The sequence below is a fragment of the Chryseobacterium sp. 22532 genome (genome assembly GCF_052044665.1).
Classification (GTDB): Bacteria; Bacteroidota; Bacteroidia; order Flavobacteriales; family Weeksellaceae; genus Chryseobacterium; species Chryseobacterium lathyri.
The window spans coordinates 753,885-778,712 of the sequence record NZ_JBQENJ010000003.1 but is presented as its reverse complement, the minus strand read 5'-3'; the positions used below and the strand labels follow the sequence as shown (position 1 = coordinate 778,712).

At 37.4% G+C, this 24,828-nt stretch carries 27 protein-coding genes; 7 read left to right on the top strand and 20 right to left on the bottom strand.

Translation table 11 applies throughout. The annotated features are described in order from the left end of the window. The first annotated feature begins 59 nt into the window (after nt 1–59). A complete protein-coding gene (locus ACTJIV_RS11425; protein ID WP_440627534.1) occupies nt 60–731 on the top strand; it encodes a TrmH family RNA methyltransferase in 672 nt (223 codons plus the stop codon). Nucleotides 732–785: 54 nt separating this feature from the next. Here ACTJIV_RS11425 and ACTJIV_RS11420 read toward each other — a convergent pair whose 3' ends face one another. The 3 genes from ACTJIV_RS11420 to tsaD are packed head-to-tail and all read right to left on the bottom strand — an operon-like array spanning nt 786 to nt 2,961. Continuing rightward, a complete protein-coding gene (locus ACTJIV_RS11420; RefSeq protein WP_440627532.1) occupies nt 786–1,487 on the bottom strand; it encodes an RsmE family RNA methyltransferase in 702 nt (233 codons plus the stop codon). A 50-nt stretch (nt 1,488–1,537) separates the two neighbouring features. After that, the gene (locus tag ACTJIV_RS11415; protein ID WP_111959241.1) at nt 1,538–1,948 is read right to left on the bottom strand and encodes a hypothetical protein; all 411 of its coding nucleotides are present in this window, start codon (nt 1,946–1,948) and stop codon (nt 1,538–1,540) included. Beyond that, on the bottom strand, nt 1,945–2,961 hold the full coding sequence (gene tsaD / locus ACTJIV_RS11410) for a tRNA (adenosine(37)-N6)-threonylcarbamoyltransferase complex transferase subunit TsaD (protein WP_111959243.1): 1,017 nt from the start codon (nt 2,959–2,961) through the stop codon (nt 1,945–1,947). The genes ACTJIV_RS11415 and tsaD overlap by 4 nt, the downstream gene beginning before the upstream one ends. Before the next feature lie 4 nt (nt 2,962–2,965). Here tsaD and ACTJIV_RS11405 point away from each other — a divergent pair, with 4 nt between their 5' ends. The 3 genes from ACTJIV_RS11405 (at nt 2,966) to ACTJIV_RS11395 (ending at nt 8,809) form a co-directional block, all read left to right on the top strand. Further along, nucleotides 2,966–7,756 (top strand): translocation/assembly module TamB, encoded by a 4,791-nt coding sequence (locus ACTJIV_RS11405; RefSeq protein ID WP_440627530.1) that lies wholly within the window; start codon nt 2,966–2,968, stop codon nt 7,754–7,756. Nucleotides 7,757–7,890: 134 nt separating this feature from the next. After that, nucleotides 7,891–8,361, top strand: a complete 471-nt coding sequence (locus ACTJIV_RS11400) for an Lrp/AsnC family transcriptional regulator (protein ID WP_034703315.1) — start codon at nt 7,891–7,893, stop codon at nt 8,359–8,361. 70 nt (nt 8,362–8,431) lie between these two features. After that, nucleotides 8,432–8,809: a hypothetical protein gene (locus ACTJIV_RS11395; protein WP_111959246.1), complete on the top strand. Its 378-nt coding sequence runs from the start codon at nt 8,432–8,434 to the stop codon at nt 8,807–8,809. Here the strand turns inward: ACTJIV_RS11395 and gwsS are convergent. From gwsS to ACTJIV_RS11375, 4 genes are all read right to left on the bottom strand, one after another. After that, complete coding sequence (gene gwsS, locus ACTJIV_RS11390; protein ID WP_440627527.1) at nt 8,806–9,897, bottom strand: grasp-with-spasm system SPASM domain peptide maturase; 1,092 nt, start codon at nt 9,895–9,897, stop codon at nt 8,806–8,808. The genes ACTJIV_RS11395 and gwsS overlap by 4 nt on opposite strands. 172 nt (nt 9,898–10,069) lie before the next feature. Beyond that, nucleotides 10,070–10,972, bottom strand: a complete 903-nt coding sequence (gene gwsG / locus ACTJIV_RS11385; protein ID WP_440627526.1) for a grasp-with-spasm system ATP-grasp peptide maturase — start codon at nt 10,970–10,972, stop codon at nt 10,070–10,072. Then, the gene (locus tag ACTJIV_RS11380; protein ID WP_440627524.1) at nt 10,969–11,865 is read right to left on the bottom strand and encodes a hypothetical protein; all 897 of its coding nucleotides are present in this window, start codon (nt 11,863–11,865) and stop codon (nt 10,969–10,971) included. Before ACTJIV_RS11380 ends, gwsG begins: the two co-directional genes overlap by 4 nt. An 84-nt stretch (nt 11,866–11,949) precedes the next feature. Next, a complete protein-coding gene (locus ACTJIV_RS11375; protein ID WP_440627522.1) occupies nt 11,950–12,159 on the bottom strand; it encodes a TIGR04139 family peptide modification target in 210 nt (69 codons plus the stop codon). 482 nt (nt 12,160–12,641) lie between these two features. Here ACTJIV_RS11375 and ACTJIV_RS11370 point away from each other — a divergent pair, with 482 nt between their 5' ends. Genes ACTJIV_RS11370 through ACTJIV_RS11360 form a run of 3 tightly spaced genes read left to right on the top strand, consistent with a single transcriptional unit; the run spans nt 12,642 to nt 14,172 of the window. Next, nucleotides 12,642–13,169 (top strand): hypothetical protein, encoded by a 528-nt coding sequence (locus ACTJIV_RS11370; RefSeq protein WP_440627520.1) that lies wholly within the window; start codon nt 12,642–12,644, stop codon nt 13,167–13,169. A gap of 29 nt (nt 13,170–13,198) precedes the next feature. After that, a complete protein-coding gene (locus ACTJIV_RS11365; RefSeq protein WP_440627518.1) occupies nt 13,199–13,663 on the top strand; it encodes a hypothetical protein in 465 nt (154 codons plus the stop codon). Then, nucleotides 13,660–14,172 (top strand): hypothetical protein, encoded by a 513-nt coding sequence (locus tag ACTJIV_RS11360; RefSeq protein ID WP_440627516.1) that lies wholly within the window; start codon nt 13,660–13,662, stop codon nt 14,170–14,172. The genes ACTJIV_RS11365 and ACTJIV_RS11360 overlap by 4 nt, the downstream gene beginning before the upstream one ends. Before the next feature lie 140 nt (nt 14,173–14,312). Here ACTJIV_RS11360 and ACTJIV_RS11355 read toward each other — a convergent pair whose 3' ends face one another. From ACTJIV_RS11355 to ACTJIV_RS11295, 13 genes are all read right to left on the bottom strand, one after another. Continuing rightward, a complete protein-coding gene (locus ACTJIV_RS11355) occupies nt 14,313–15,260 on the bottom strand; it encodes a transketolase family protein (protein ID WP_111959260.1) in 948 nt (315 codons plus the stop codon). An 86-nt stretch (nt 15,261–15,346) separates the two neighbouring features. After that, a complete protein-coding gene (locus ACTJIV_RS11350; RefSeq protein WP_262510838.1) occupies nt 15,347–16,201 on the bottom strand; it encodes a transketolase in 855 nt (284 codons plus the stop codon). A 271-nt stretch (nt 16,202–16,472) separates the two neighbouring features. Next, a complete protein-coding gene (locus ACTJIV_RS11345) occupies nt 16,473–17,162 on the bottom strand; it encodes an SGNH/GDSL hydrolase family protein (protein ID WP_440627514.1) in 690 nt (229 codons plus the stop codon). Between the two features lie 48 nt (nt 17,163–17,210). Next, nucleotides 17,211–18,770 (bottom strand): sodium:solute symporter, encoded by a 1,560-nt coding sequence (locus tag ACTJIV_RS11340; protein ID WP_223558450.1) that lies wholly within the window; start codon nt 18,768–18,770, stop codon nt 17,211–17,213. Nucleotides 18,771–18,882: 112 nt separating this feature from the next. After that, nucleotides 18,883–19,170 (bottom strand): GNAT family N-acetyltransferase, encoded by a 288-nt coding sequence (locus tag ACTJIV_RS11335; RefSeq protein WP_111959268.1) that lies wholly within the window; start codon nt 19,168–19,170, stop codon nt 18,883–18,885. A gap of 1 nt (nt 19,171) precedes the next feature. Further along, nucleotides 19,172–19,567, bottom strand: coding sequence for an OsmC family protein (locus tag ACTJIV_RS11330; RefSeq protein ID WP_111959270.1), 396 nt, complete (start codon nt 19,565–19,567; stop codon nt 19,172–19,174). After that, nucleotides 19,567–19,785 carry a (4Fe-4S)-binding protein gene (locus ACTJIV_RS11325; RefSeq protein WP_111959319.1) on the bottom strand — a complete coding sequence of 73 codons (219 nt, stop codon included), beginning with the start codon at nt 19,783–19,785 and terminating at the stop codon, nt 19,567–19,569. The genes ACTJIV_RS11330 and ACTJIV_RS11325 overlap by 1 nt, the downstream gene beginning before the upstream one ends. 2 nt (nt 19,786–19,787) lie before the next feature. After that, on the bottom strand, nt 19,788–20,366 hold the full coding sequence (locus tag ACTJIV_RS11320; RefSeq protein ID WP_336379707.1) for a TMEM175 family protein: 579 nt from the start codon (nt 20,364–20,366) through the stop codon (nt 19,788–19,790). Then, nucleotides 20,359–20,898, bottom strand: coding sequence for an NADPH-dependent FMN reductase (locus ACTJIV_RS11315; RefSeq protein WP_223558453.1), 540 nt, complete (start codon nt 20,896–20,898; stop codon nt 20,359–20,361). Before ACTJIV_RS11315 ends, ACTJIV_RS11320 begins: the two co-directional genes overlap by 8 nt. A gap of 23 nt (nt 20,899–20,921) precedes the next feature. Further along, a complete protein-coding gene (locus ACTJIV_RS11310; RefSeq protein WP_223558454.1) occupies nt 20,922–21,821 on the bottom strand; it encodes a pirin family protein in 900 nt (299 codons plus the stop codon). A gap of 60 nt (nt 21,822–21,881) precedes the next feature. Further along, on the bottom strand, nt 21,882–22,193 hold the full coding sequence (locus ACTJIV_RS11305; RefSeq protein ID WP_440627510.1) for a GNAT family N-acetyltransferase: 312 nt from the start codon (nt 22,191–22,193) through the stop codon (nt 21,882–21,884). A gap of 140 nt (nt 22,194–22,333) precedes the next feature. Continuing rightward, a complete protein-coding gene (locus ACTJIV_RS11300) occupies nt 22,334–23,209 on the bottom strand; it encodes a pirin family protein (protein ID WP_440627508.1) in 876 nt (291 codons plus the stop codon). Nucleotides 23,210–23,305: 96 nt separating this feature from the next. Then, on the bottom strand, nt 23,306–24,709 hold the full coding sequence (locus ACTJIV_RS11295; protein ID WP_223558456.1) for an MFS transporter: 1,404 nt from the start codon (nt 24,707–24,709) through the stop codon (nt 23,306–23,308). Nucleotides 24,710–24,828: the final 119 nt, after the last annotated feature.

The following is a 24,828-nucleotide window of genomic DNA, read 5'->3' as shown; positions in this document are numbered from 1 at the left end:
TGAGCCTCGTTCAGGTTCATAGCTCAAAATTACGTTAATTTGCAAAGATTTGAAAATGAATGGAAGATTTAGCGCAAACTTTTGAATATTTAAAGCAGTTTTTAACAGAGGAAAGACTCTCAAAAATAGAACATTTCTCCAAAGAAAGTTCCGATTTTGTCCTTCCTGTGATGGACGATGTCTACCAGTTCAGAAACGCAGCAGCTATTATAAGATCAGTAGAGGCAAATGCGTTTCACAAGGTGGTGGCTATGGAAGAGGAAAATGTTTTCGATCCTAACCTTACTGTAACCAAAGGTGCCGAAACCTGGGTAGAAGTAGAGAAAATGCCTAAAAATATAGCTTCATTGCAGAATATCAAAGACAGAGGATATAAAATTTTGGCCGTATCCCTTGAAAAAAATGCGGTCATGCTTCCCGATTATCAAATCACAGAACCTATCGCTCTTGTATTTGGAACTGAGAAAGAAGGCGTGTCAGAAGAAGTCTTAGACTTTGCAGATGAAACACTGGCTATTCCGATGTACGGTCTGACGAGGAGTTATAACGTTTCCGTAGCCGCAGGTATCTGTATGTACGAACTGAAACAGAAACTGATTAAATCAGGTATTGATTATAAGTTGAACGAAGAAAAACTGATGAAAATGAAGATCCGATGGGCAGTCAATTCAATGCGAAGCGGCCAGCAGATTTTCGAAAAATATCTTAAAGACCATAACCTGAAAATGTAGGGAATTTGTTAATTTATTGATAAATAGACACTCTTAATTTCTAATTCCTAACTTCTAATTTTTCATCATATTGAAATAATTCCACGCCGCTACAAATACACCGGCCGTTTCCGTTCTCAATCTTTGATTTCCAAGTGAAACTGCTTTTACATTAGTGTCGGACAGAAATTGAATTTCCTTTTCAGAAAAATCCCCTTCAGGGCCAATCAAAAAAATGATCTGTTCCAGAGCGGGAATGTGGTTAAGCTCAATCCTTTCAAGATTTTCATGACAGTGCGCTACAAAAGTATGCTGCGGATCAATGTTTTTTAAGAAATCTGTAAGCTTCATCGCATCATTAATGACAGGGAAGTGGAATCGCAAGCTTTGTTTGGAGGCAGCAACAGCCTGCTTTTTGATCTTATCAATATTAATAATTTTACGTTCAGTTTTTTCTGTAATAATAATACTGATCTCTGAAATGCCCATTTCCACAGCCTTTTCCACAAAAAACTCGATCCTGTCGATGTTTTTCGTCGGAGCAATGGCAATATGAAGTCGGGGACTAAAATCAGGAGTATTGGTTTTAATTTCAGAAACTTCTAAGCCGGCTTTTTTTCCTTCGATAACTAATTTTCCGGAAGCAATATTTCCTTTTCCGTCTGTTACGTGAATTTCTTCACCATCTTTCATACGGAGAACTTTCACAATGTGCTGTTGTTCTTCATCATTAATTATTGCTTTTCCGTTATTGATTTCGCCAAAAAAAAGTTTCATATATTGATATTTAGAATGCGCCTGAATTTTACTGATAAGTGAAGTGATGATTAAAAGGTAATTTCATTATCGCTTATAAACGCTACACCGGTTTTTATCGTGGTATAAATATCGCCTTCACAATCTCTATATGAACATGCGTAAATTTCTTCAACCCACTTATTATTCATAAAAATTAAATTCAAATATTCGTTTTTTCTTAAATTATTTTTGATGGATAAATAATCTCCTTCTTTGGGTTCGTAAGTAAAACTAAATACATTTTCTGAATTGATCTTCTCTATGATCTCTTCCTTTATATTTTGAACATATCCAATTTCTGAACTTATCATTAAATAATCTTCGTCCTCAGATTTTTCTGTCACTTCATTTTTTCCTATAACGGTTTCTAAAACCCAATAATATTTTGAGTTCTTTTTAGAATGCGTTCCCAGTATTTTTTCTTCTAATAGTATTTTCATAAATCATATTTTGCAGTTGCGGAAGTTCTCAGATCCGTAAATTCACCTCTTTCAAACTTCAATTGAGCAACCATGGCAATCATCGCAGCATTATCAGTTGTATATTCAAATTTTGGAATGTAGATATTCCAGCCTAATTTTTCATGATTGTCCTCCATTACTTTTCTCAAAGCAGAATTGGCAGAAACTCCACCGGCGATGGCCACCTCTTTTATATTCAATTCTTTGGCGGCTTTTTCAAGTTTAGTCATCAGAATTTCAATGATTGTTCTTTGAACCGAAGCACAAAGATCATTCAGATTTTCTTTAATAAAATCCGGATTTTTTTTCACCTCTTTCTGAATATAATAAAGAACGGAAGTTTTGATCCCGCTGAATGAATAGTCATAGCCTTCCATCTTAGGTTTGTTGAATGTAAAAGCATCAGGATTTCCTTCCTTAGCCAATCGATCTATAATAGGCCCGGCAGGATAATCAAGGTCGAAAATCTTTCCAATCTTGTCAAAAGCCTCTCCTGCAGCATCATCTATTGTTTTTCCGATAATTTCCATATCAAAATAATCCCTTACCAATACAATCATCGTATGACCTCCGCTTACCGTAAGACACAGAAAAGGGAATTGAGGCGGCATAGGATTTGCATCTGCAATGAAATGGGCTAAAATGTGTGCCTGGAGATGGTTAACTTCAATTAATGGAACATTTAAGCTCATTGCCAAAGACTTAGCAAATGATGTTCCTACAAGAAGTGATCCCAAAAGTCCGGGACCGCGTGTAAATCCTATAGCTGAAATAGCATTTTGTTGTATATTTGCTTTAGTAAGAGATTTTTCAACAACGGGGATTATATTTTGTTGATGCGCTCGCGATGCCAGTTCCGGGACCACACCTCCATATTCTTTATGGATGGCCTGATTCGCAGCAATGTTGGACAGAATACAGTTTCCCTTGATGATAGCTGCTGAGGTGTCGTCGCAGGACGATTCAATACCTAAAATTATAGAGTCGCTCATAATAATGGCAAAGTTAGAGAATAATAACGAGAATGAGAATAAAAAATCGGTAACTGAGAACCTAAGTGATCAGGTACAGAAGACTGTTGGGGATGTGGAAGGGGCTGTAAAGGAGACCGTTAAGGAAGCGTCTGAACTGGCATCAGATGCTATTCATCATCCTGTAGAAACGGCTGAAGAATTTGGAAAGCAGGCGGTAAAAGATGTCACCAGCTATTCCTGGTGGGCAAAGCTTCTCCTGATCCTTTTCTGGTTGGGAGTTATTCTTGTTGGAGGAATACTTACTGCCATTAACCTTCCGGTAACCAAACGATGGGCAGCCAATCAGGCGCTTCAGATCGTAAATAAAGACTTTAAAGCAGGGATGTCTACAGAGAGTGTAGAAGTAGATTATTTTGGAGACGTCACTATAAAAGGATTAAAAATAAAAGACTACAAAGGCCTGGAATTTATCAAAGCAAGAGAATTTCGCGCCAATTCAGATTGGATGTCTCTCGCTTACAATGCTATTTCAGGAAACAGTAATTCACTAAGCTTTAATTCCCTCACCCTGGTTAATGCAGATGTAAAGGTGATCACCTATAAAGGGGACAGTATTTCCAATTTTATCAGATTTACACAGCTTTTCGACAGTGGGAAGAAAAGAGATCCTAAAAAGCCTCCTTTTCAGCTCGATTCCCGTGTACAGATCATTGATTCAAAGGTGTCTATTGTAAGTCAAAACTCTCCGGGAGAACCTGGGAAATGGCTTACTGCCACAAATTTTAATTTAAAAGCACCTAATGTAAAGGTTAACGGGGCCAATATTTCGGCACTGATCAATAATATGTCCTTCGTCACTAACAGATGGGGGAAATCTCATTTTGTAGATACTTTTTCTACTGAACTTTCTTTAACACCTGAATTTCTGTCACTAAAAGACCTTACCCTGAATACTGATCATTCACTGCTCCAGGGAAATATCAAATTTAATCTTCATGACGGTTCATGGGCAGATTTTGCAGACCGTGTACGCTGGGATATGGAAATCCAGCAGGGAAGTCAGCTGAGCGGATATGATATCAGTTATTTTGTGACCAACTGGGATAATTTTAAGCCATTCAACATTGCCGGGAAAATGACCGGTCCTTTAAATAAATTTCATTTAGAGAATTTCCTGATCAGAAATCCTGACGTCAATATCGCAACCAAAACAATGAAGGTCGACAGACTGCTGAAAGGAAATTTTGCCATTGAAACGAACGATCTTTCTACTGATTTTACCTATAAGGATCTAAAAGCCATGATGCCTTCATTTATTTCTAAAAAGATGAAGAACTTTGCAGATGATTTCGGGAAGCTGAAATATAACGGAGCAGCAAGGGTAACTCCTGAGCAGGTTTACGTTTCCAGTGGAAACCTGATGACAGGAATAGGGCAGGCCAAGATCTCCAAACTTTCACTTACCGCATACAGTACGGCAATGCCTAAATATTCGGGATATCTCGAAGTAAAAGACCTGAATACCTCTGTCATCACCAAGAATAAAAGCGTTGGCCTGATCTCCGGTAAATTTGATCTTAACGGACAGAGTTTTGACGTGAATACAATGCGTCTAACCACGAAATCCCAGATCACCAGCATCGAAATTATGGATAAGCAGATCAGTAATGTGTATCTTGACGGATTGCTGGATCATAAAAAATATAATGGACTCATTACCGTGAATGATGAGCAGGCTAAAGCAACGATTAAAGGGCTTATTGATTTCAGTACCTCAAGGGTCGCGATGAATGTAAATGCAGATGTCACTTCTCTGAATATGAATTATTTTACCAATAAACCGGGAAGCCAGATCGTGAGCGGACGGGTGGAAGGTAAAATGTCCATGTCTAATATTAATGATTTGACTTTAGATGTGGATGCCAATGATCTTCACTTTGCCACAGCCACACAAAAATACATTATTCCAAACGCCAAGCTGAAAACTTTTGTGGAAGCTGGCGGACGTGTCATTGATGTGGATGCACCTGGCGCTGCAAGCGGTAAAATATCAGGAAGATATAACCTTGCCGATCTTGCGGGTATGGTAGAGAATGGAATCGGAAGAATTCTCGTAGGCCCTCCTCCGAGAAAATTATACAGAGGTCAGAATTTTAAAATGAATTTTGATGTTCAGCAGGGTGTTGTGAATTATTTCCTGCCCGATCTGAAGCTTCCGCAGGGTGCTGTGATAGAAGGAGAATACAATGGAGATTCAAATGATCTCATCCTGAATCTGGATGCAGCCTCTCTGAAGTATATTATGACGAAGAAGGAAGAAATTTCGGATGCAGACAAAGCTTTGGCCGCCGCCAATCCTGAATACAAAATTAATGATAGAAATAATATTTCCAGAGACAGTGCGATGATCGACAGCGTGATGGTGAGGATCAATACGGCAAACCTTAATGAACAGCTGTATGCAAGGGTCAGCAAACTGGTATACAATAACAATATTATTAAGGATTTTGAACTTAAAGGTAAAAATGAAAACAATACGGCTCTTCATCTAGCCACTACCTTCAAGCATGGAAGTCCTGAGGATGATTTGAATGATAACCTTAAAGCTTATGCTATTAACGTAGATCAGTCTACGAATGCTGCCGGGGATTACGTTTTCAGGTTTGAACCTACAGAAGTTAAATTTAATGAGGTGACTTGGGCAATAGATACAAGCCCCGAACTGGATCATTCCATTACTTACAGAAAAAACGCAGGAGATTTCGATATCAGGAACCTGCGTATATATTCAGATAAAAGTGCCTTGTTTATTAAAGAGGCACAGTTCAAATCCGCCAAAGACTTTTATTTAGACGCAGAGATTAACGAATTTGCTATTGAAAAACTTCTTGAAATGCAGTCCGGAGGAAATCCTATGGGAATAAAAGGCCTGGCAAACGGAAGTGTAAAGATCAAGATGGATAAAAGCACTTTGCAGCCAATTGTAGATCTTACTGTAGATAATATTGTGATGAACGGAAACCAGATGGGTGACCTTACTATTTCTGCTACAAACGGTTTCTCTCTGAATGTGTATGACGTAGATGTAAAGGTAGCTTCAGCAGGGGTTCTTGGAAATAACAACCTTCATCTGACTGGTACCGTCAATAATAACACTGCTTCTCCTACAATTGATCTCACTGCAGAAATGCGGGATTTTGACCTTGCTTTTACCCAGCAGTTTGTTCAGACTGTTTTCGGAAATATCAGGGGGAAAGCTACAGGTGATCTGAAGATCAACGGAAAGTTGAGTGATCTTGATTATAGCGGGGATATTGCTTTAAAAGGTTTCGGTTTAAAGCTCCTATTTACCGGAGTAGATTATTCATTTGATGATACAGTGATTCCGCTTTCCCGTGGACTTGCCATTCTTAACAATATTGAAGTTCATGACGGAAGATCAAATTCTAAGGGAACAATTTCAGGTGCAATCCAGTTTGAGACAATTTCGTCAATGGGGGTCAACCTCGTAATGAGGGCTGACAATCTTCTTATGCTGAATACGAGCCAGAAAGATTATGATCTGTTTTGGGGAAGGGTTTACGGTCAGGGAGATCTCTATGTAGACGGACCTGTTTCCGGATTGAGTATTTCAACTCCTAATATGAAAGCCCTGAACGGAAGTAATTTTACCTTTAATTCCAGCTCGACATCCAACGTTGAAGAATTTAAAATGCTGAGATTCCTGAAAGAAGGAAAAGACGGGCTTATCACGCTGGAAGAAAAGAAGAAGACGGGAGCTAATATGCGCATCGACTTCAGTCTTGATGTGGATAAAGGAACTACGGTGAATGTTCTTGTGGGTGATGATGTAGGTAATATCACTGTAAAAGGAACTGCAGACAGGCTGAGGTTCCAGATGGGCCGACAGGGCAACATTGCCATGAATGGTACTTATAAAGTAGATAACGGAACATTTGTTTCCAAAGCTATTCTTAATAAGACCTTCCAAATAGAAAAGAACAGCAGCATCAGATGGGATGGTGATGCGATGAAGCCGGCACTCGATATTACAGCCAATTATGTGAGAATGGTTTCCAATGCAGGTGAATATTTAAGTATGGGGAAACTGCAGCCGATCAGTGTACTGCTTCAGGCCAATATTACCCAGTCTCTCATCAATCCTAAAATTGATCTGAACGTGACTGCCCTTGATGTTTCCAGCCAGGTAAAAGAGACATTGGCAGCTAAGATGAGCCAGGAAGGTGAAAAAGTGCTTCAGTTTGGTTCCGTCCTGCTGCTGAGCACATTTAATGTTTCGAACAGTGGAGGAGTGGATTTTGATGTGGCAGGTGTAGCGGAATCTTCCGGATACAATATGCTTCTGAAACAGTTGGGATCAGTTCTTAATACAATGAGCAACGAATTCCAGATCGATTTGAATTATGTAAAAGGTGATCAAAATTCCAACACTGGTGACCGGGCCAATGCCGGGGTGAGTGTGGCCCTTTCACCAAGGGTAAATATTAAAACCGGACTGGGAATTCCGCTGACAAAAACAGAAGGTACACAGACCAATTATCTTTCTGGTGAGGGATCTATTGAATATGATATTTCTAAAAAGAATGATGGAAGTCTTGTCCTAAGAGGGTATTCCAAGCCTACCAATATTGGGATGGTAAGTACCAATGGTTCTGCAAATCAGGCCTATGGTGGGGGAGTTGTGTGGAGCAAAAGCTTTAATTCTCTCTTTAAAAAGAGGAAAAAAGATAAAAAACAGTCAGAAGCTAAAGCAGAAATAAAAACAGATTCTACAAAATCGACTAGTAAATAATCGTAATATTTTAATGATTTTTATCATCCGTGTTAATTATTGTTAATGTTTGATATAATTTTTTTAGTTAAATTATTTTTTATAAATTTGCAACAAATACATAGATTTTTTAAGAAAATTGTAATTTAACTAATATGAACTATCAACTGGACGAAATAGACAAGAAAATTCTTGATTTCTTAGTCGAAAACACAAGAATGCCTTTTACTGAAATTGCAAAACAGATGGATGTTTCTGCTGGAACAATTCACGTAAGAGTGAAAAAAATGGAGGATGCAGGTATTATTTTGGGATCATCTCTTAATATCGATTATGGCAAGCTGGATTATCACTTTACAGCTTTCATTGGAATCCTTTTGACAAAATCAAACCGCACTCAAGAGGTATTGAAAGAGCTTTCAGTACTTCCAAATGTAATCGAAGCGAGCGTTATTTCCGGAAAATATAACATTTTCTGTAAAGTAAGAGCTAAGAATACGGAAGATGCGAAAAGAATTATCTATCAGATAGACGACATTCAAGATGTGATGAGAACCGAAAGTATGATCTCTATGGAAGAGTACTTGAGCGACAAAAACAGATTGATCAACGCTATTTCTATATAATTCAAATTTTAAACGAAGATTATATTAAAGAACTTATGAATATATTCATAAGTTCTTTATTTTTGTAGCTATGGAAGAATACAGTTACTTTGACGAGGATCCAAAGAAAGGATGGGGCTTTATTTCAGCATTTGCAGCATTAATGCTGTTTACTATTATGGGGTTGGGAATTGATATCGATGAATATCTTCAGCATGAATATCTTCAGATTCCGAGATGGTATTTTTTTGTTATTTTCTCTATTGATGCTCTGATGATGCTCGGGCTTATCCTGATGTTCTTCTATAGAAAAATTGGGATTTTTATGTTTCCTGCATTACTGGTACTGCATTTTTTTATGCATAATTATTACCTGTCCACATTCTTGTATACGGATGTAACCAATCTTTTCCTGTTTACGGGCTTCGGGATGCTGGCAATTATTCCGAAATGGAAGTTTTTCCGCTAGAGGCCTGCATTTAGATTTATTTGCTGCTCATAAAAGCGTATTGCCTCTTGTTTTAAAGGATTTTTGCTCCATGTTTCCCACTTTCCTGTATAAGGGTCATAACCGCATTTCAGAGGCTTAGAAGTGTCTAATCCTTCACTATTTGTATGATTTCGCTCCGTATAGGCTCTGCAGTCTGTACAAATGTACCTGAACTCACAGTCTTTACAGATTTCTATCTTATCTTTGGTGAGATTCCAATATTTTCTGAATCCTGGCTTTATCACTGCATCCTCAAGACTGATGTCGTTGATGTTTCCAAAGCTTTCAGCCATTAAAGGGCAGTTTTTGATGTTGCCGTTTATATCTATTCCTATTTTTTTGTGGAGACAGGAATTATGATTTACGGCTTCTGTTACTTTTGAAATATTAGTGTTGAAATATTTTAGATCTACTTTTCCGCAGGAGGAAATTTTCACCTCTTCTTCAGTAAAGTATAAGTTAAATCTGAATTCATCTTTTATTTTGAAAGGCTTTTTTCCGCAACTGTAAAAAATGATATTATATATTCTCTCCGTATTCTTATGAAGAGTACCTACAAAAAGCTTATTTACACCTTCATGGAATGGAGAAAAGATTTCTATGCCAGATAAAACGGAAGTAGCAAAGATCTGATCAATTTCTATAAAATCCTCAGCTGTGAATTTTTCTGTGCTGTAAAGAACCAAATGCTTTATCCTGAGATGTTCCACTGATTGTTTTATTTTTTTCAAAGCAGCAATTTCTGAAAACTCTATGAAAATTTCTGTAAGAATACTGGGCTCATCATAATCGTAGGAAAGAGCCGGAAAGTTTTTGTCCCAATTATCCTCTGTAATAAACCCATACTCATTTTGTAACAAAATATTTAAATATTCGTTAATCATAACTTGGGATTCTTCGTCGTAACCATCGATGATATTTTCTATACAATGTTTTTTTAGTTCCTCTATAATATCATACAATTCCAATGGATAGAGTTCCGATACATTCCTTTGAAGATCTGATATTAAAATTCTGCCCGCGCCTTTCGTAACTAGTATATTTGAAAATAGATTGAAATATCTCATAATAATCGGGTTAATGGTTTTACGGGTTTCTCTCTTACATAAAAATTACTTTGATATTTTTCACTTTTCAGGACGTATATAATGTTTTTATTGTTCTTTTTACTTATGTGTTCACAATATTCCATCTGTTTAAATGATAAAGGCAGTTTATGCTTTTCACCAAAATTTTCTTTCATAAATAATCGGCAATTTTTTTAAATAGGGGATAATTACAGTGATAGGCTACATTCGCAAACTGTCCTACAGGATTTACCTCCAGGAAGTAATAGAGATCTCCGCTTTTAATAAAATCCAAAGAACCGCAATTGAGATCCAGCACCTGCATTAGCTTTTGAACCTTGTCTTCTACATCTTTTGGGAGAGAATATCTGATATTTCTATTCGGTTTTTCGTTATTGTATTTTCTGAAGTCTGTTTTTGTCTGGTCATCATTCTGAGAAAAAATAGCCATTGAATAGCATTCACCGTTCAAATAAAAAGTTCTGATCTCAAAATCTTTTTCTATTTTTTCCTGAAAAAAAGAAATGAAGAATGAGTCTTTCTCTTTTTTATCAATGATACTGGTATACAGCATTCCATCTTTATTTTCTAAAATATTATCCAGAGATGCATTTCCAGTAATTGCTTTTGTAATGGTTTTTGCGAGAATTACTTCATCGGTATTTTCAGCTAAAAAATACTCAGGAACATTTAGTCCTATATTCTGCGCATACTCTAGCACCAGGAGTTTATTGACATGGCTATTGCTTTGTTTATTAATATGCTTTTTGGATTCTAAAGTCTTAAGTATATAATCTTCCAGCCAGTGCTGGGTTTCATTCATATAGATATTAATAGAATTATTGCTGTACTGATACCGTTTGAAGAAAAGTCCTCCTCTCCTGTACCATACGCTTTGTATATCATCAAGAAAAAAGCTGTTTTTTTGGCTTTGCAGAAAGAACTGCTTTTTATCAGCTTTAATGTCAAAAAACTCATCATCATTCACAAGAATAAAGTCTTTGTTAAGTGCTACCAGCCAACGTATAACTTCTATCGTTGTTCTGTCGTTATTATCAGAAAATATCAGTATCATTTGGTTTTCAGGCTATCAGAAAAGTCTTTTGCTATTTTGTTCCGGTATTTCAGGCTTGGAAGGCCAATACTTTTTCGGTTCCGGTTTACTTTCGCTGAATCGGTTATATTCTGTGCCCACTGATAAACACCATAGGTATAAGGCGCTTTATGATGCAGGTTATTTCGGTCTACCATAGCAGCGTAATCCCGTGGAGGGCACTCACCGGACTTTACATATTCCAGGATTTTTGCTTTGAAGTACGGATGGTATTCATCATAATCTGCCATGTGAAGAATTATTACATCCATCGGCATAAAAGTATCCTTGTAGTATAAACCAATTTTTTGTTTGGAAGGAAAGCCATGGTTCTCAAAAGTCCATTTCAGTAGTTCAGCATTTTTCAGGTCATTTTCAGTACGATCGGAATTATTAAGGCGTTCTCCATACTGATCACGAGCAATTGCAACAACAAAAGAATCAATCAGCATCTTGTCATGCTTACTTTCCCATTGCGCAACTTCCTGTTCTATGTTCAGGCTGTCAATTCCATATTTTTTATAAAGCTTTATGAATTCCTTATCTTCCTTTTTATATCTCCAGTAAGGAGCAATTAAAGGAATCAGGCGATAAAGGCTTTTTTGGCCTCCGAAATTTTTGCCATACTTATCTGAAACCCTGATGTAGGTTTCATATTCCTCTATACGCTCCTGGTTGAGGGGGCGGTATTTCCTGAACAGTTTTTTGTATTTTTTTATAGCTTTTTCAGGCTGTTTGGCCATTCTGTAAATGCTGTCGATTTCGTTTACTTTGTTGTAGTAAGTGATATAATCCCTGCTTTTACAGCAGTAAAAAAGAAAGAAGATAATTAAAGAGCTTAGACCTAGGTATCGGATGTTTTGAGTATGTTTCATATGTAGGATTTTCACACAATATTTAAAACCGTTCGGACAGATAAACAAACAGGACCATAACAGTCCTGTTTGTACTAAACCTAATTAATAAGCTGTAGTAGGATTGGCTCCCTCAACAGTTAAAGTCATTGTTTTGACACCATCCTTATAATAGGCTGTGTCAGAGCAATTAGGACCACATGTAGTAGCCGAAGAAGTTCGTGCTGAATCATCTCCTCCATGAATCGACTGTAAATTTTTCAGTTTTTTGTTTTCCAATGAAGAAAAGTTCTTCATACCATTTAATTTTTTCATAATTGAATAATTTTTTTGTTAAAATCTGTGTTGCCATATAAGCCCTGACATGGGGTTTGTCATTCTTTACTCCATCCCATACTGTACACTTACAGGCGAAATATCGAATTTCAATCAACGTTGATTATTTCAAAACTATAAATAATTATATCCCTTTAATGTGAGTAATGTGTAATTTTTTTGTGAATTTATAGACATATTGTACATGTTTAAATAAATCTTAAAAAACACCGGGTCGGGTAATTTTATCCATTACAGACTGTGAAATTTGAGTTTGAACATTATAAAATTGAATCATTAAATAAATAATCTGATATCACTGCTGTACATGTTAATGACGTATTGTACATACAAAAAAATGGTTTATAAAATACATTAAATCATGACTGGAAGATTTATTTTTTCATCTATTTTTGCATACTAACAACAGCATCAAAACTTAAATGACAAAATCAATGTATGAAAACCTCAAACAACTCAATATGGAGTTAAAAAATCATCTTGAGGAAATTAGGAACGGACTCATTAAAGATCTTGTACAAATGCTTAAAGGAGAAAATGTAGATTTTCTCAGTGGAAAGACTAAAACAGATATCAAAGCCCTATATTTTGAATATGAATACGATTATTTAGATATTGTATTCTGGGCTGAAGATCAAAAAGGAGATATTATTACCCACACGATGGCTTTGTCCTGCCAAAAGAAAAAGCAGGCCTGTGAAAGTGAAGAATGGAATTCTTTTCTTCCGGAAAAAATATGGACACAAGCTTCGGATTTTCAGGAGAAATATGAGGAAGAAGATGACTTCGATGATTTCTGGGATGAATATAATGATGAAAAATACAGATTGTTTGAAAACTGGTTCTTTGAATGCTGGAAAAAAGCTGATGAACAATCAAAAGCTACAGTTGATGCCTATTTTTCAATTCATGACAGCTACTTCAGAACAGACCTGAATACTTTTAAAACTATTAATAACGATGAGATTGCAGAACGTTATAAAAAATAATTAAACATTAAAATACATTACTATTTATTATGAACACTTATCAATTCTACAAAAAAGAAGGAAACCTTTTTATCTTCAAAAACCAGCCCATATTTAGTGCGGTATTGGCTATTCTTATATTTATTGCTGCAGGGTTTGCTTATAAATATAATTTCCCTCTATTGGGCCTATTCTTAATTGTGGTTGTAGGACTGATCGTTGCTAATTTTTTTGTAAAAAAGTTTGTGATCGATCCGCAACAGCAGACCATTACCTGTAAACCCAGTGTTTTTGTTTCTACAAAGACCTATGCTTTCCAGGATTTTATAAATTTTGAAGTTTTGACGACGAAATATCTTGGGTTCATTCCTATGAATGTATTTCTAAATATTCATTTTGAGGTTAATGGAAAAGAACAGAAATTTATGATAGGGCAGGCCCTTACCCATAAAGCAATACAAAAAATGGTGAACGAAACCGAAGACATTATGGGTTTAAATGAAAACTTGCGATGAATACCAAAGACCGATATAAATTTGAAGATAATGGCAGTGAAATAAGTTTTATGCCTAATTACAGCTTCCTGCGTACTTTAAGATGGTGGTTAGGCGTTGGAATTCTTGCAATTCCGGTGATGTATTATTTCAGAAATATACTATCTGAAAACACCTTTACCATTGCTTCTGTTATATGGGGAGTCTATATGGTTTATTTCTTATGGGATCTTCTTTTTAAAGTTCCGGTAAAATATATTTTCGATAAACGGGAGAAGAGCATTTATAGAAGGCTCTTTCTCACTAAAAAAATCATGAGCTTTGATGAAATGATTTATTTTATTAATGATGAAAGTGGTGCCTACTCTTATGTTATCGGAAAAAAAAGGAATCAGTTTGTTAAAAACTACAGAATCAGCAATTATTTTTCAGGTTCTAAGGCATCCAGGGTAAAAGAAGAGGAATTTCTGGAAAATATATTATATCCTGTGCTTGATGTACTTGATATTCCTATAAATAGGGCACAATAATATGATCTAAAATGAATACTGTAGCCATTTTCTCCTCCTCTGGAAGGGGTGACAAATCAAAGATTTGACGGGATGGTTAAAAAACAACCCGGGCTGTTTCGAAGAAACAGCCCGGGTTTATTTATATGATATAGCTTATCTTAGTTCGCTAAAATTCTCTTCACAGCCTCTTTCACAGCAGCTGCATCGATCTTGTATTTCTTCATCAATTCTGCAGGAGTAGCAGATTCTCCGAAAGTATCATTTACCGCAACAAATTCCTGTCTTGTAGGTCTCTTTCTGGCAAGCATCCCCGCAACAGATTCTCCTAAACCGCCAAGATAGTTGTGCTCCTCAGCTGTAACGATCTTACCTGTTTTTTCAACAGATTTAATGATGATTTCTTCATCCAGCGGTTTAATAGTGTGAATGTTGATTACTTCACAAGAAATACCTTCTTTTTCAAGCTCATCAGCTGCTACAAGAGATTCCCAAACAAGATGTCCGGTTGCAACAATCGTTACATCAGTACCTTCCTGAAGAAGAATTCCTTTTCCGATTTCAAAAGGCATATCTTCAGGGATGAATACAGGTACGGTAGGTCTTCCGAATCGTAAATATACAGGACCATCGTGCTCTGCAATAGCGATGGTAGCGGCCTTGGTCTGGTTGTAATCACATGGGTTGATTACCGTCATGCCCGGAAGCATTTTCATCATACCTATATCTTCCAAAACCTGGTGAGTAGCACCGTCTTCCCCTAAAGTAAGACCAGCGTGCGATGCACAGATTTTTACATTTTTTCCTGAATAAGCGATGGACTGACGGATCTGATCATACACTCTTGAAGTAGAGAAGTTCGCGAAAGTTCCTGTAAAAGGAATTTTTCCTGTAATGCTCAAACCAGCAGCAATTCCCATCATATTAGCCTCTGCAATACCTATCTGAAAGAATCTTTCCGGTGCTTTTTCAATAAACTTTTCCATTTTCAAAGAACCGATAAGGTCTGCACAAAGTGCCACTACATTAGGATTTTTGTCGGCAAGTTCTGCTAATCCGGCTCCGAATCCTGAACGCGTATCCTTTTTTTCTGTATATGTATATTTCATTTTTACTAAAGTTTTTGATAGTGATAAACAATGTTTTCCTTAAAGATTTAAACCATCATTTATCATTGATTATTCATCATTTATTATTAATAATCAGCAGGAGCTTCTAGATATAATTGTTTGAATGCAGTGTTAAGCTGCTCATCATTCGGAGCTTTTCCGTGCCATGCGTGAGACCCCATCATGAAATCCACACCAGCACCCATCTCTGTATGAAGAATGATTACTACAGGCTTTTCTTTTCCTGTTTCAGTTTTAGCTTTCTCCAGGATCGCAATAACAGCTTCAAGATCGTTACCGTTTTTCTCTTCCAAAACAGTCCATCCAAATGCCTCAAGCTTAGCGTGCAAATTTCCTAAGCTTAATACATCATCCGTATCTCCGTCGATCTGGCGTCCGTTGTAGTCAATAGTTGAGATGATGTTGTCCACTTTCTTGGCAGCAGCATACATCAAAGCTTCCCAAACCTGACCTTCCTGAAGTTCGCCGTCTCCGTGAAGCGTATATACAAGAGACTTATCTCCGTCCAGTTTTTTCCCTTCTGCTACACCAAGTGCCACAGAAAGTCCCTGGCCAAGAGATCCCGAAGCAATTCTGATCCCCGGAAGACCCTCATGGGTAGTAGGATGCCCCTGAAGTCTTGAATCCAGCTTTCTGAAAGTTCTCAATTCATCTACCGGAAAGAAATTAAATCTCGCTAAAGTAGAATAGTAAACCGGCGAAATATGCCCGTTTGAAAGATAAAAATGATCCTCATTTTTCCCCTCCATCGTGAAAGGAAGATTATAGTTCATTACATTCCCATAAAGCGCTGTAAAGTATTCCGTACATCCTAAACTTCCGCCCGGATGTCCTGAATTTACAGCATGAACCATTCTTAAAATGTCTCTTCTGATCTGCGTAGTAAGAGATTTTAACTCTTCGATACTTTTACTCATTATATCTGATTTATTTGCACGCGAATTTACAATTTTTTAACGGCTTACGGAAATGCAAAAATCCGGATTGATGATCCGGATTTAGAATTATTTCGAAGAAATACTGATTTTAACAGTCTTCTTGTAGTAGATGTAGTTGGAAAATTTAAGAAAGTTCCGTTCCTGCATTAGGGTGTTCTCAAGTCTCTATTTCTTAATAGATTAAAAATAAAAACAAACTTTTTAATAAATTGAAACATGCTTACTGCTAAAATAAGGAGTAAAAATGTAATTTTTATTTTTTCCCCAATGCTTTATTGACAGCACTTTTAATCAACGGTTCCATAATGCTGTAACCTGCAGATTCAGGATGGATACCGTCTTTTGAAAGACCTTCACGCATACCGCCCTTCTCATTACGCATTGCCGTATTATAATCAACAAAAACGAGTTTGTTGTTAAGCGAGTACTGCTTTAACCTGCTGTTTAAGGCATCCACTTTCTGGGATACATCAGTGATATCTTTACGCCAGGGAAATGCAGCTGCAGGTAGCACAGATGCAATGATTACTTTAATTCCGTTGCTTCGGGCCATATCAGCCATTGCTTTAATATTGTTAAAGGTGAAGTCCTGATCATAAGCTCCTGTGTTTTGGGCAATATCATTGGTACCGGCATTAATTACCACCAGCTTTGGCTTTAAGGATACAACGTCATTTTGAAAACGGAGGAGCATCTGTGAAGAGGTTTGGCCGCTGATTCCTCTGCCTATATAATTATTATCAGCAAAAAATGCTGAATGGTTTTTTACCCAGCCTTCAGTAATGGAATTTCCCATAAAGACCACATCCACTTTTTTCTTTGCATTTAAAATTGCTGTATTGTCATCTTTGTATTTGGCAAGATTGGCAAAATCAACAGCACTTTGTGCATTTATTAACTCACATAGAAGCAAGGCAATGGCTAGAAATATTGATGATTTCATACGTGTTATTTTTTTAAGATGACTAAGACTTTAAAACTTTTTTTCTGATCAGACTACTTTTAAATATTGTTTGTTTTTTACCAGCCATAAACCAATAAAAGTAAGCAGGCCATTAAGTACAATCAGTTCTACACCAATTCTGTAATCCGTATAAGTGGTTACCGATAAATTAATTAAATAAGTGATAACAGGTGCCAAAATTGTAACCGCAAGAATGGCATACTTTCTTGAAATCTGGAATTTGGTAAAAATTCCGAAAGCAAAAAGTCCCAAAAGAGGTCCGTAAGTATAGCCGGCAATTTCCATAATCAGATAAACGATTGATTTATCATTCATGGCTTTGAAAACCATAATCAGGATGAAGAAAACTACGGTGAAAGTTAAATGAACTTTCATACGAAGGTGTTTTTTTTCCTTTTCCGTTTTAGTTTTATCTTCATTAAGGTTTAATAAATCTACACAATATGAACTGGTTACTGCCGTCAGTGCACCATCCGCCGAAGGGAATAACGCTGAAATTAGCCCGATAATAAAAATAACGGAAATCACCATTGGGAAATGTCCCTGAAGCGATAAAGCGGGGAAGAGGTCGTCTCCCATAATATTTTTTATATTTCCTGCCGCATCTTTGAATCCGAAAATGTTGGTTACCGTTTCAGATTTTGCCAATCCATATTCTGCACCATTCTGCAAGGCAAAAAGATAAAGCAAGCCTCCCAAAAACAGGAAAGCAAGATTGACAAAAAGAAGAGTTCCCGCGAATGTCAGCATATTCTTTTTTGAATTCTGAAGATTGTCTACAGAAATATTTTTCTGCATCATTTCCTGATCCAGGCCCGTCATAGCGATCGTAATGAAAATCCCTCCTAAAATGGTTTTAAGGAAAAATGTTTTGGAATTGGGATCAAAATTGATAAAATGAGTATAATTTTTCTGTTCTAAAATGGTGTATGCTTCACCAAAGGATAAATTTAGATTGGATAAAATATAAACGATACAGGCAACCAAACTGATAATCATAAAGGAAGTTTGCAAAGTATCAGTAATTACGATTGTTTTTACGCCGCCTTCAAAAGTGTATAAAAGAACCATCAGCAAGAGTACAAGAGCCGTTACCCAAAATGGAACGCCCAGGCCTTCAAGCAGGAATATCTGTAAAACGTTGACAACCAGATATAATCTTGCTGTAGCGCCAATAGCTCTGGAAATGATAAAAAATATCGAACCTATTTTATGAGCTTCTACATTAAATCTTCTTCCTAAATACGTATAAATGGAGGTTAGATTCATCTTGTAATATAGCGGAAGCAATATGGCTGCAACTATAAAATACCCTATGAAAAAGCCAATCACCATCATATAATATTCAAAGCCTCCGAAAATATATTCACTGCCTGTCATTTTCCCGACTGTTCCCGGAACTGAAATAAAGGTAACTCCACTTAAGCTGGTTCCTATCATCCCGAATGCAACGAGCCACCATTTACTTTTCTTATTACCAATAAAAAATGATTGATTATCAGAATTCCGGCTTGTGAAATAGGAAATCACCAAAAGACCAACGAAATAGATAAAAACAAATAGCAAAAGGATAGTTCCTGAATTCATGCTGAAATTTTAAATTTTAGCAAATATAGTTTTTTTCTGTTCTGGTCAAAAAGAAAAAACCTTTCAGAGTAAAACATCTGAAAGGTCTGTATCTTTAGGACAAAAATTAGTGTCAGTTGACTAAAACATCCTGCAGTTCTTCACTTTTCTGAAAACTTGCTTTGGCAAACGGGCAAAGTGGAATAATCTTTTTGTTGTTTTTCCTTGCAAAATCTACTGCTGCCAGAAGCATTTCCTTTCCTACGCCTTTTCCGTTGTAGGCTTCTTCCACCTCAGTGTGGTCAATGATAAATCTTTCTTCTCCGGCCCAGGTATAAGTCATTACGCCTGCGCGTTTTCCATCTATGAAAGCCTCAAAACTTCCGTGTTTTTCGTCGTTGTTTTGTTTTACTTCGGTCATATTATGAGAATTTTGTTAGTATTTCTATATCGTTGGTTAAAATTTTATGTACCGGGCAGGCATCGGCTATGGTATGCAGTCTTTTCAGCTGTTCATCATCCAGAATACCTTCAAAACTGATGTCTCTTTTGAATACAGCTCTTTTCGTTAAAGGAAAATTTTCAAGCTCTACTTCTACGTTGATGTTTTCCACGTCCCATTCTTTTCTTTCGATATACATTCTTAAAGTGGCAGCAGTACAGCTTGCCAGAGATGTTGCCAGGATTTCCAGTGGATTGAAACCCTTATTCTGACCGCCTTTATCTATGGGTTCATCGGTAATGATCTGGTTTTCGCCGGCCGTTACTTCAGTATAATATTTTGTTTTTCCTAAACTTGCTTTTACGGTTACAGCCATTATTGTTTTGTATTGAATTTATAACTTAATGCTCCTGAAGGGCATTGGTCTATCTGGTTTTTAAGTTCTTCAGGGGTTGCGTTTTCAGCTTTTATCCAGGGTCTGTCTTTAGGATTATAGACTTTGGGAAGCATTTTTACGCAGACAGCCGAGTGGATACACTTCTGGGGCTGCCAGATGACAGTGATGCTGCCGTTGGGATATTCGTGTGTTTCCATATTTAATTTTCTTTTAGTGATTTTTCGATTCTTCGGTCCGGAATCAGCCATATGAGAGCCACGAGATAATAAAAACCTATGGCAATATAAGGATAAAAAAATGAAACAGCGATTCCGAGGACATAAAATACGATCGAGATATATTCTTTAAACTTTGAATGTATGGCTTCTTTAAGCTTGGAATCTTCACCTTCATGCCGGACAATCAGGTTCTCTAAAATCGTATAGGCTACCGCAGACATGATGAGACAGATCCCATAAGCTGCCACCGGATTCTCTGCAAAATGAGTGGTTCCTATCCATTCCGTAGCGATCGGCATCAGCGAAAGCCAGAACAGCAGATGAAGATTGGCCCATAGAATGCTTCCATTCACTTTTTTTACAGCCTGAAACAGATGATGGTGATTGTTCCAGTAAATTCCAACATAAATAAAACTGAAAATATAAGCAAGAAACCTGGGCAGAAGAGGCTTAAGGCTGGCCCAGTTGCCTCCTTCCGGCACTTTCAGTTCAAGGACCATGATGGTAATGATAATGGCCAGAACACCATCACTGAAAGCCTCCAGTCTTCCCTTAGTCATTGCTTTTAACCTCTTTTTTAAAGTTTTCTATCTTAGTTTTAAGTTCCTTAAGCATATCGGGATTGATAACCCCGCTTTCCAGGTCAAAATTTTCATAAAACTTAGGAAGCGAGAACGTATCTTTAATATCTGCTGCAAACTGCGGAAAAAAAGTTTTTGCGGTATTCATGACATTGCCGCCTCCGTAACCTCCCGGAGAAGTGCTCATGAGAAGCATCGGTTTGTTCTGAAATACTTTGACATTAATCCTTGAAGACCAGTCGAAAACATTTTTAAAAGCCGAGCTGTAGGACCTGTTGTGTTCCGCAAGCGAACAGATGATGACGTCACATTCTTCTATCACTTTTAAAAAGTTATGGGCTTCATCTGGAAATCCCTTCTTTTCAAGATCTACAGAGAAAACCGGCATCGTGAAATCATTGAGATCTATCAGGTTGATCTCTTCATCCTGGAAATCTCTCAGAACAAATTTTACCAGTTCCCTGTTGATCGAAGTGGAAGATGTACTTCCGGCAAATGCTAATATTTTCATGGTTTATTAATCTGTAATAACCGTTATTTTCTGTTTAAAATGGCCTTAGGAAGCGGAACATATTCTGTTTCATCACCAGGAACCAGAGGAAATGCGTCATGGTTCTGATCATTCCAGTTGACTTTTGCCTGATCGATCATTTCCTTATCCGAATTCACAAAATTCCAGAATATAAAACGCTCCTCATCAAAAGGTTCACCACCAAAAAGATATACTGTGCCGTTCTCACTCATCTCAAACTCACAAAGTTTGGTGTCTTTAGCGATCATCAATTGCTTGGAACCGTAAGAATTGCCTTCTGTGGAAACTGTTCCGTCCAGGACATACATGGCAGCTTCACCATAAAGATCCTTTCCGATGCTTATTTTCTTCGCTTCTTTTGTTTTGATCTCGATAAAAAACAGTTTACTGTGAACAGGAACTGCAGATTTTCTTCCAAATGCTTCACCTGCAATCAGTTTATACTGAATTCCGTCTTCTTCCCATACCGGAATTTCATCTGCTTCAATATGATGGAAGGTAGGTTCTGACTGTTCCAGATGCTTTGGAAGACCTACCCAGATCTGGAATCCGTGAAGTCTTTTATCGCTATGTCTAAGATACTCAGGAGTTCTTTCAGAATGTACAACACCTTTTCCGGCGGTCATCCAGTTCACAGCTCCAGGCTTTATTTCAATGGCACTTCCGATGCTGTCTCTATGAAAAATAGATCCTTCCAAAAGGTAAGTTAAAGTTGATAACCCAATATGTGGATGAGGTGGAACATCAAGATTCTGGTAATCCTTCAGCTCTGAAGGTCCCATATGGTCGATGAAAACAAACGGTCCAACTGCTCTTTTTTCACGAAAAGGAAGAAGTCTTCCCACCAGGAAATTTCCTATATCTGCTGCTTTTTCTTCTATGATAAGTCCGATATTTGACATAATAAAGTAAATGTTTTTTGAATTCTGTTTAAGTTAATGAATAGATATTTAGATGTATGCTTACAGTTTGTCGTAACCTTCAAATCTTTCATCAACAATACGTTTCCACTCCGGATGCTTTTTGATATAAGCAAAGACATATGGACAGAACGGAAGAAGTTTTTTTCCGTTTTCTTCAATATAGGCTAATGTTTTTTCTACCACAGCAGTAGCTGCACCGGTTCCGGCAAGTTCAGGGTCTGTCTCCGTGTGTACTAAAGCAATCTGGTGGCCCATTTCACGGTAATCAATAAATGCAAAATGTCCGTTGATTTCTATTTCAAATCTTTTTCCCGCTTTTACAAGAGGAATATTTTCAAATTCTGGTTTCATAAATTTTTGTATTGTAAGTCGGTTGGCGGAATTGTAAAGACACAAAATAGTTTGAACTGTGCGTCTTTACATTTCACCAAACACAAGTATATAAAGTTAGTAAAAAAGGAAGAATCTAAGATTAAGATAATTTTAATTCTCTAGTCTTCCAGAAAGCCGAACTTTCCGGTGTTGAAATCTTCGAAAGCCTGCATGATTTCTTCCCTTGAATTCATCACAAAAGGCCCGTGAGGATAAATCGGTTCATTAATAGGCTCTCCGCTGATGATTAGTATTACTGCGTCTTCCTGAGCTTCAATGCTGAATGTTTCGCCTTCATTTTTAAATAAAACAAAGTGGTCTGCCGCTACTTTTTCTTCTCCGTTTACAGTAATGCTTCCTTCAATGACCAATGCTGCTGTATTGAAATGAGCAGGAAAACTGAATTCAGCTTTTCCACCGGCTTTTAACTTGGCATTCATCATATTCAAAGGGGTGAAAGTTTTCGCCGGACCTATATGTCCGGTATATTCTCCTGCAATGAGCTCGATAAAACCATTTTCGCCCAGATCAACACGTTCCATGGCTGAATTTTCTATAGCCTGGTATTTTGGAGTGCTCATTTTATCTTTGGCGGGAAGGTTAACCCATAGCTGCACCATCTGAAAAATACCGCCTTTTTTGGACCATTCTGTTTCGTGATATTCTTTATGGAGAACTCCTTTTGCTGCAGTCATCCACTGTACATCGCCTTCACCTATGATTCCGCCTCCGCCGGCACTGTCATGATGTTCTACTTTACCTTGGTATGCTATGGTCACGGTCTCAAAGCCTCTGTGCGGATGGACTCCTACACCTCTGGGTCTTTCAGAACCGTTAAAATGGAATTTTGAATTGTAATCAAGCATAATGAAAGGGTCCATTCTTTTCATGTCCAATCCCTGCACCCCCGGTATAAAATTATGAACCCTAAAACCGTCGCCTACAAAATGTGCAGGTTTTGGGGATACTACGATTTCTACTTTTTTCGTTGTCATAATATTGTGAATTTATATAACAAAAGTACGGTAGCAAAGATTCAGCTGCATTGATCTGTGTTAAGTTCGTAAAAGTAAAAAGTTGGGAGAAACTTATTAGTCTTCCTTAGATTTCATATTCTTTCCATCCGAAATGTGGAGCCTTCTGAAAACAAAGCCTGATATGATGGTCAATATACCTATGGTAAGGAAGGTGTATCGGAAAGCATTGTGCATTTCGCCCTCAATCAGATCAGAATTCTCAAATAATTTTAAAACAATCAATCCGAAAGCGATCCCGAAGCCGATAGCCAGCTGCTGATTGACTGATATCAGTGAATTGCCGCTGCTGGTCTGGAAGTTTCTGAGATCTGCAATAGAAATGGTATTCATGGAAGTGAACTGAATGGAGTTGAAAAATCCTAGTATGGCAATAATTGGGACAAACCAATACAATGATGTATGGATATTGGGAATAGCAAGAAGACAGATCAGGGTTCCGATAATGAATGTATTGACCATTAAAGTCTGCCGGTAACCATATCTGTCTAAAATTTTAATAACGGATGATTTCCCGAATATAGCGGTAAGCGCCATTGGAGCAATGATCCATCCGGAAGTTACTGCCGACTGTTTGTAGGCAATCTGTATCATCAGCGGGAGCAGAAGTGGAACGGAGCTGATCCCTAAACGGGTAGCCAGGTTTCCGACAATTCCTACCCTGAATGTTCTTACCTGGAACAGATCCAGAGGAAAAATAGGATTTCCTCCTCTTCTTGCATGTCTGTAATAATAGTAGAGGAATAAAAAGCCCAGAATAAAGACAAAAAGTACAGGACTGATATTCTGCATATCTCCGAACAATTCCAGCGAAATAGATAGCAGCAGCGATGCAGCAGCAAAAATTAAAAATCCTTTTAGATCGAAATCAACATCAGTAGATTTGTAATTCGGCATGTATTTTAAGCCTAAAATAATTCCTAATACTCCGATGGGAATATTGATCAGGAAGATCCAGTGCCATGAAAGATAATCTACCATATAGCCTCCGACCAGCGGACCAAGTACAGGGCCTATCAGTGCAGGAATAATGGCGAAGTTCATTGCTTTAAGCAATTCGTTTTTATCGAAAGTCTTGATCAGCGCCAGCTTTCCCACTGGTGTCATCAGGCTGCCTCCGACTCCCTGGATTACTCTTGAAATAACCAGATGGGTAAGATTTTGCGACATGGAGCAGAACAGGGAACCTAAGCTGAAAAGGACCAGAGAAAAAATAAATACTTTTTTGGTTCCGAACCTGTCTGCCAGAAAACCGCTTGCAGGCATAAAAACCGCCAGGGTCAGAACGTAGCTGATGATTGCATTCTGCATATTGAGCGGAGACTCGTTAAGGTCCTTTGCGATGGAGGGCAGGGAGGTGTTCAGGATCGTGGAATCCAGCATCTGCATGAAAATAGCAGTGGCCAGAATGAGTGGAAGTATTTTTTTTACGGAGTTCGGCTGCGGGTTTGTTTCTGTCATTCGGTATAGACTGGAAACCTGATGAGTTCCAGATTTGTTTTTTATTGAATCAGTTTTTGTTTTTAATCAGTCTGATCCTTAGATAAAGAATTTGATATAAAATTAAAAAAGTCCTGTGA

Bases quoted from the DNA above. Each gene is read 5' to 3' on its own strand.
- ACTJIV_RS11315 (WP_223558453.1), bottom strand. From the start codon at position 20,898: ATGAAAATATTAGCATTTGCCGGAAGTACATCTTCCACTTCGATCAAC.
- ACTJIV_RS11295 (WP_223558456.1), bottom strand. From the start codon at position 24,709: ATGACAGAAACAAACCCGCAGCCGAACTCCGTAAAAAAAATACTTCCA.
- ACTJIV_RS11360 (WP_440627516.1), top strand. From the start codon at position 13,660: ATGAATACCAAAGACCGATATAAATTTGAAGATAATGGCAGTGAAATA.
- ACTJIV_RS11415 (WP_111959241.1), bottom strand. From the start codon at position 1,948: ATGAAAATACTATTAGAAGAAAAAATACTGGGAACGCATTCTAAAAAG.
- ACTJIV_RS11425 (WP_440627534.1), top strand. From the start codon at position 60: ATGGAAGATTTAGCGCAAACTTTTGAATATTTAAAGCAGTTTTTAACA.
- tsaD (WP_111959243.1), bottom strand. From the start codon at position 2,961: ATGAGCGACTCTATAATTTTAGGTATTGAATCGTCCTGCGACGACACC.
- ACTJIV_RS11345 (WP_440627514.1), bottom strand. From the start codon at position 17,162: ATGAAATCATCAATATTTCTAGCCATTGCCTTGCTTCTATGTGAGTTA.
- ACTJIV_RS11330 (WP_111959270.1), bottom strand. From the start codon at position 19,567: ATGGCTGTAACCGTAAAAGCAAGTTTAGGAAAAACAAAATATTATACT.
- ACTJIV_RS11395 (WP_111959246.1), top strand. From the start codon at position 8,432: ATGGAAGAATACAGTTACTTTGACGAGGATCCAAAGAAAGGATGGGGC.
- ACTJIV_RS11420 (WP_440627532.1), bottom strand. From the start codon at position 1,487: ATGAAACTTTTTTTTGGCGAAATCAATAACGGAAAAGCAATAATTAAT.
- ACTJIV_RS11370 (WP_440627520.1), top strand. From the start codon at position 12,642: ATGGAGTTAAAAAATCATCTTGAGGAAATTAGGAACGGACTCATTAAA.
- ACTJIV_RS11405 (WP_440627530.1), top strand. From the start codon at position 2,966: ATGGCAAAGTTAGAGAATAATAACGAGAATGAGAATAAAAAATCGGTA.
- gwsS (WP_440627527.1), bottom strand. From the start codon at position 9,897: ATGAGATATTTCAATCTATTTTCAAATATACTAGTTACGAAAGGCGCG.
- ACTJIV_RS11310 (WP_223558454.1), bottom strand. From the start codon at position 21,821: ATGTCAAATATCGGACTTATCATAGAAGAAAAAGCAGCAGATATAGGA.
- ACTJIV_RS11355 (WP_111959260.1), bottom strand. From the start codon at position 15,260: ATGAAATATACATATACAGAAAAAAAGGATACGCGTTCAGGATTCGGA.
- ACTJIV_RS11365 (WP_440627518.1), top strand. From the start codon at position 13,199: ATGAACACTTATCAATTCTACAAAAAAGAAGGAAACCTTTTTATCTTC.
- gwsG (WP_440627526.1), bottom strand. From the start codon at position 10,972: ATGATACTGATATTTTCTGATAATAACGACAGAACAACGATAGAAGTT.
- ACTJIV_RS11305 (WP_440627510.1), bottom strand. From the start codon at position 22,193: ATGAAACCAGAATTTGAAAATATTCCTCTTGTAAAAGCGGGAAAAAGA.
- ACTJIV_RS11400 (WP_034703315.1), top strand. From the start codon at position 7,891: ATGAACTATCAACTGGACGAAATAGACAAGAAAATTCTTGATTTCTTA.
- ACTJIV_RS11380 (WP_440627524.1), bottom strand. From the start codon at position 11,865: ATGAAACATACTCAAAACATCCGATACCTAGGTCTAAGCTCTTTAATT.
- ACTJIV_RS11300 (WP_440627508.1), bottom strand. From the start codon at position 23,209: ATGACAACGAAAAAAGTAGAAATCGTAGTATCCCCAAAACCTGCACAT.
- ACTJIV_RS11320 (WP_336379707.1), bottom strand. From the start codon at position 20,366: ATGACTAAGGGAAGACTGGAGGCTTTCAGTGATGGTGTTCTGGCCATT.
- ACTJIV_RS11375 (WP_440627522.1), bottom strand. From the start codon at position 12,159: ATGAAAAAATTAAATGGTATGAAGAACTTTTCTTCATTGGAAAACAAA.
- ACTJIV_RS11340 (WP_223558450.1), bottom strand. From the start codon at position 18,770: ATGAATTCAGGAACTATCCTTTTGCTATTTGTTTTTATCTATTTCGTT.
- ACTJIV_RS11335 (WP_111959268.1), bottom strand. From the start codon at position 19,170: ATGACCGAAGTAAAACAAAACAACGACGAAAAACACGGAAGTTTTGAG.
- ACTJIV_RS11325 (WP_111959319.1), bottom strand. From the start codon at position 19,785: ATGGAAACACACGAATATCCCAACGGCAGCATCACTGTCATCTGGCAG.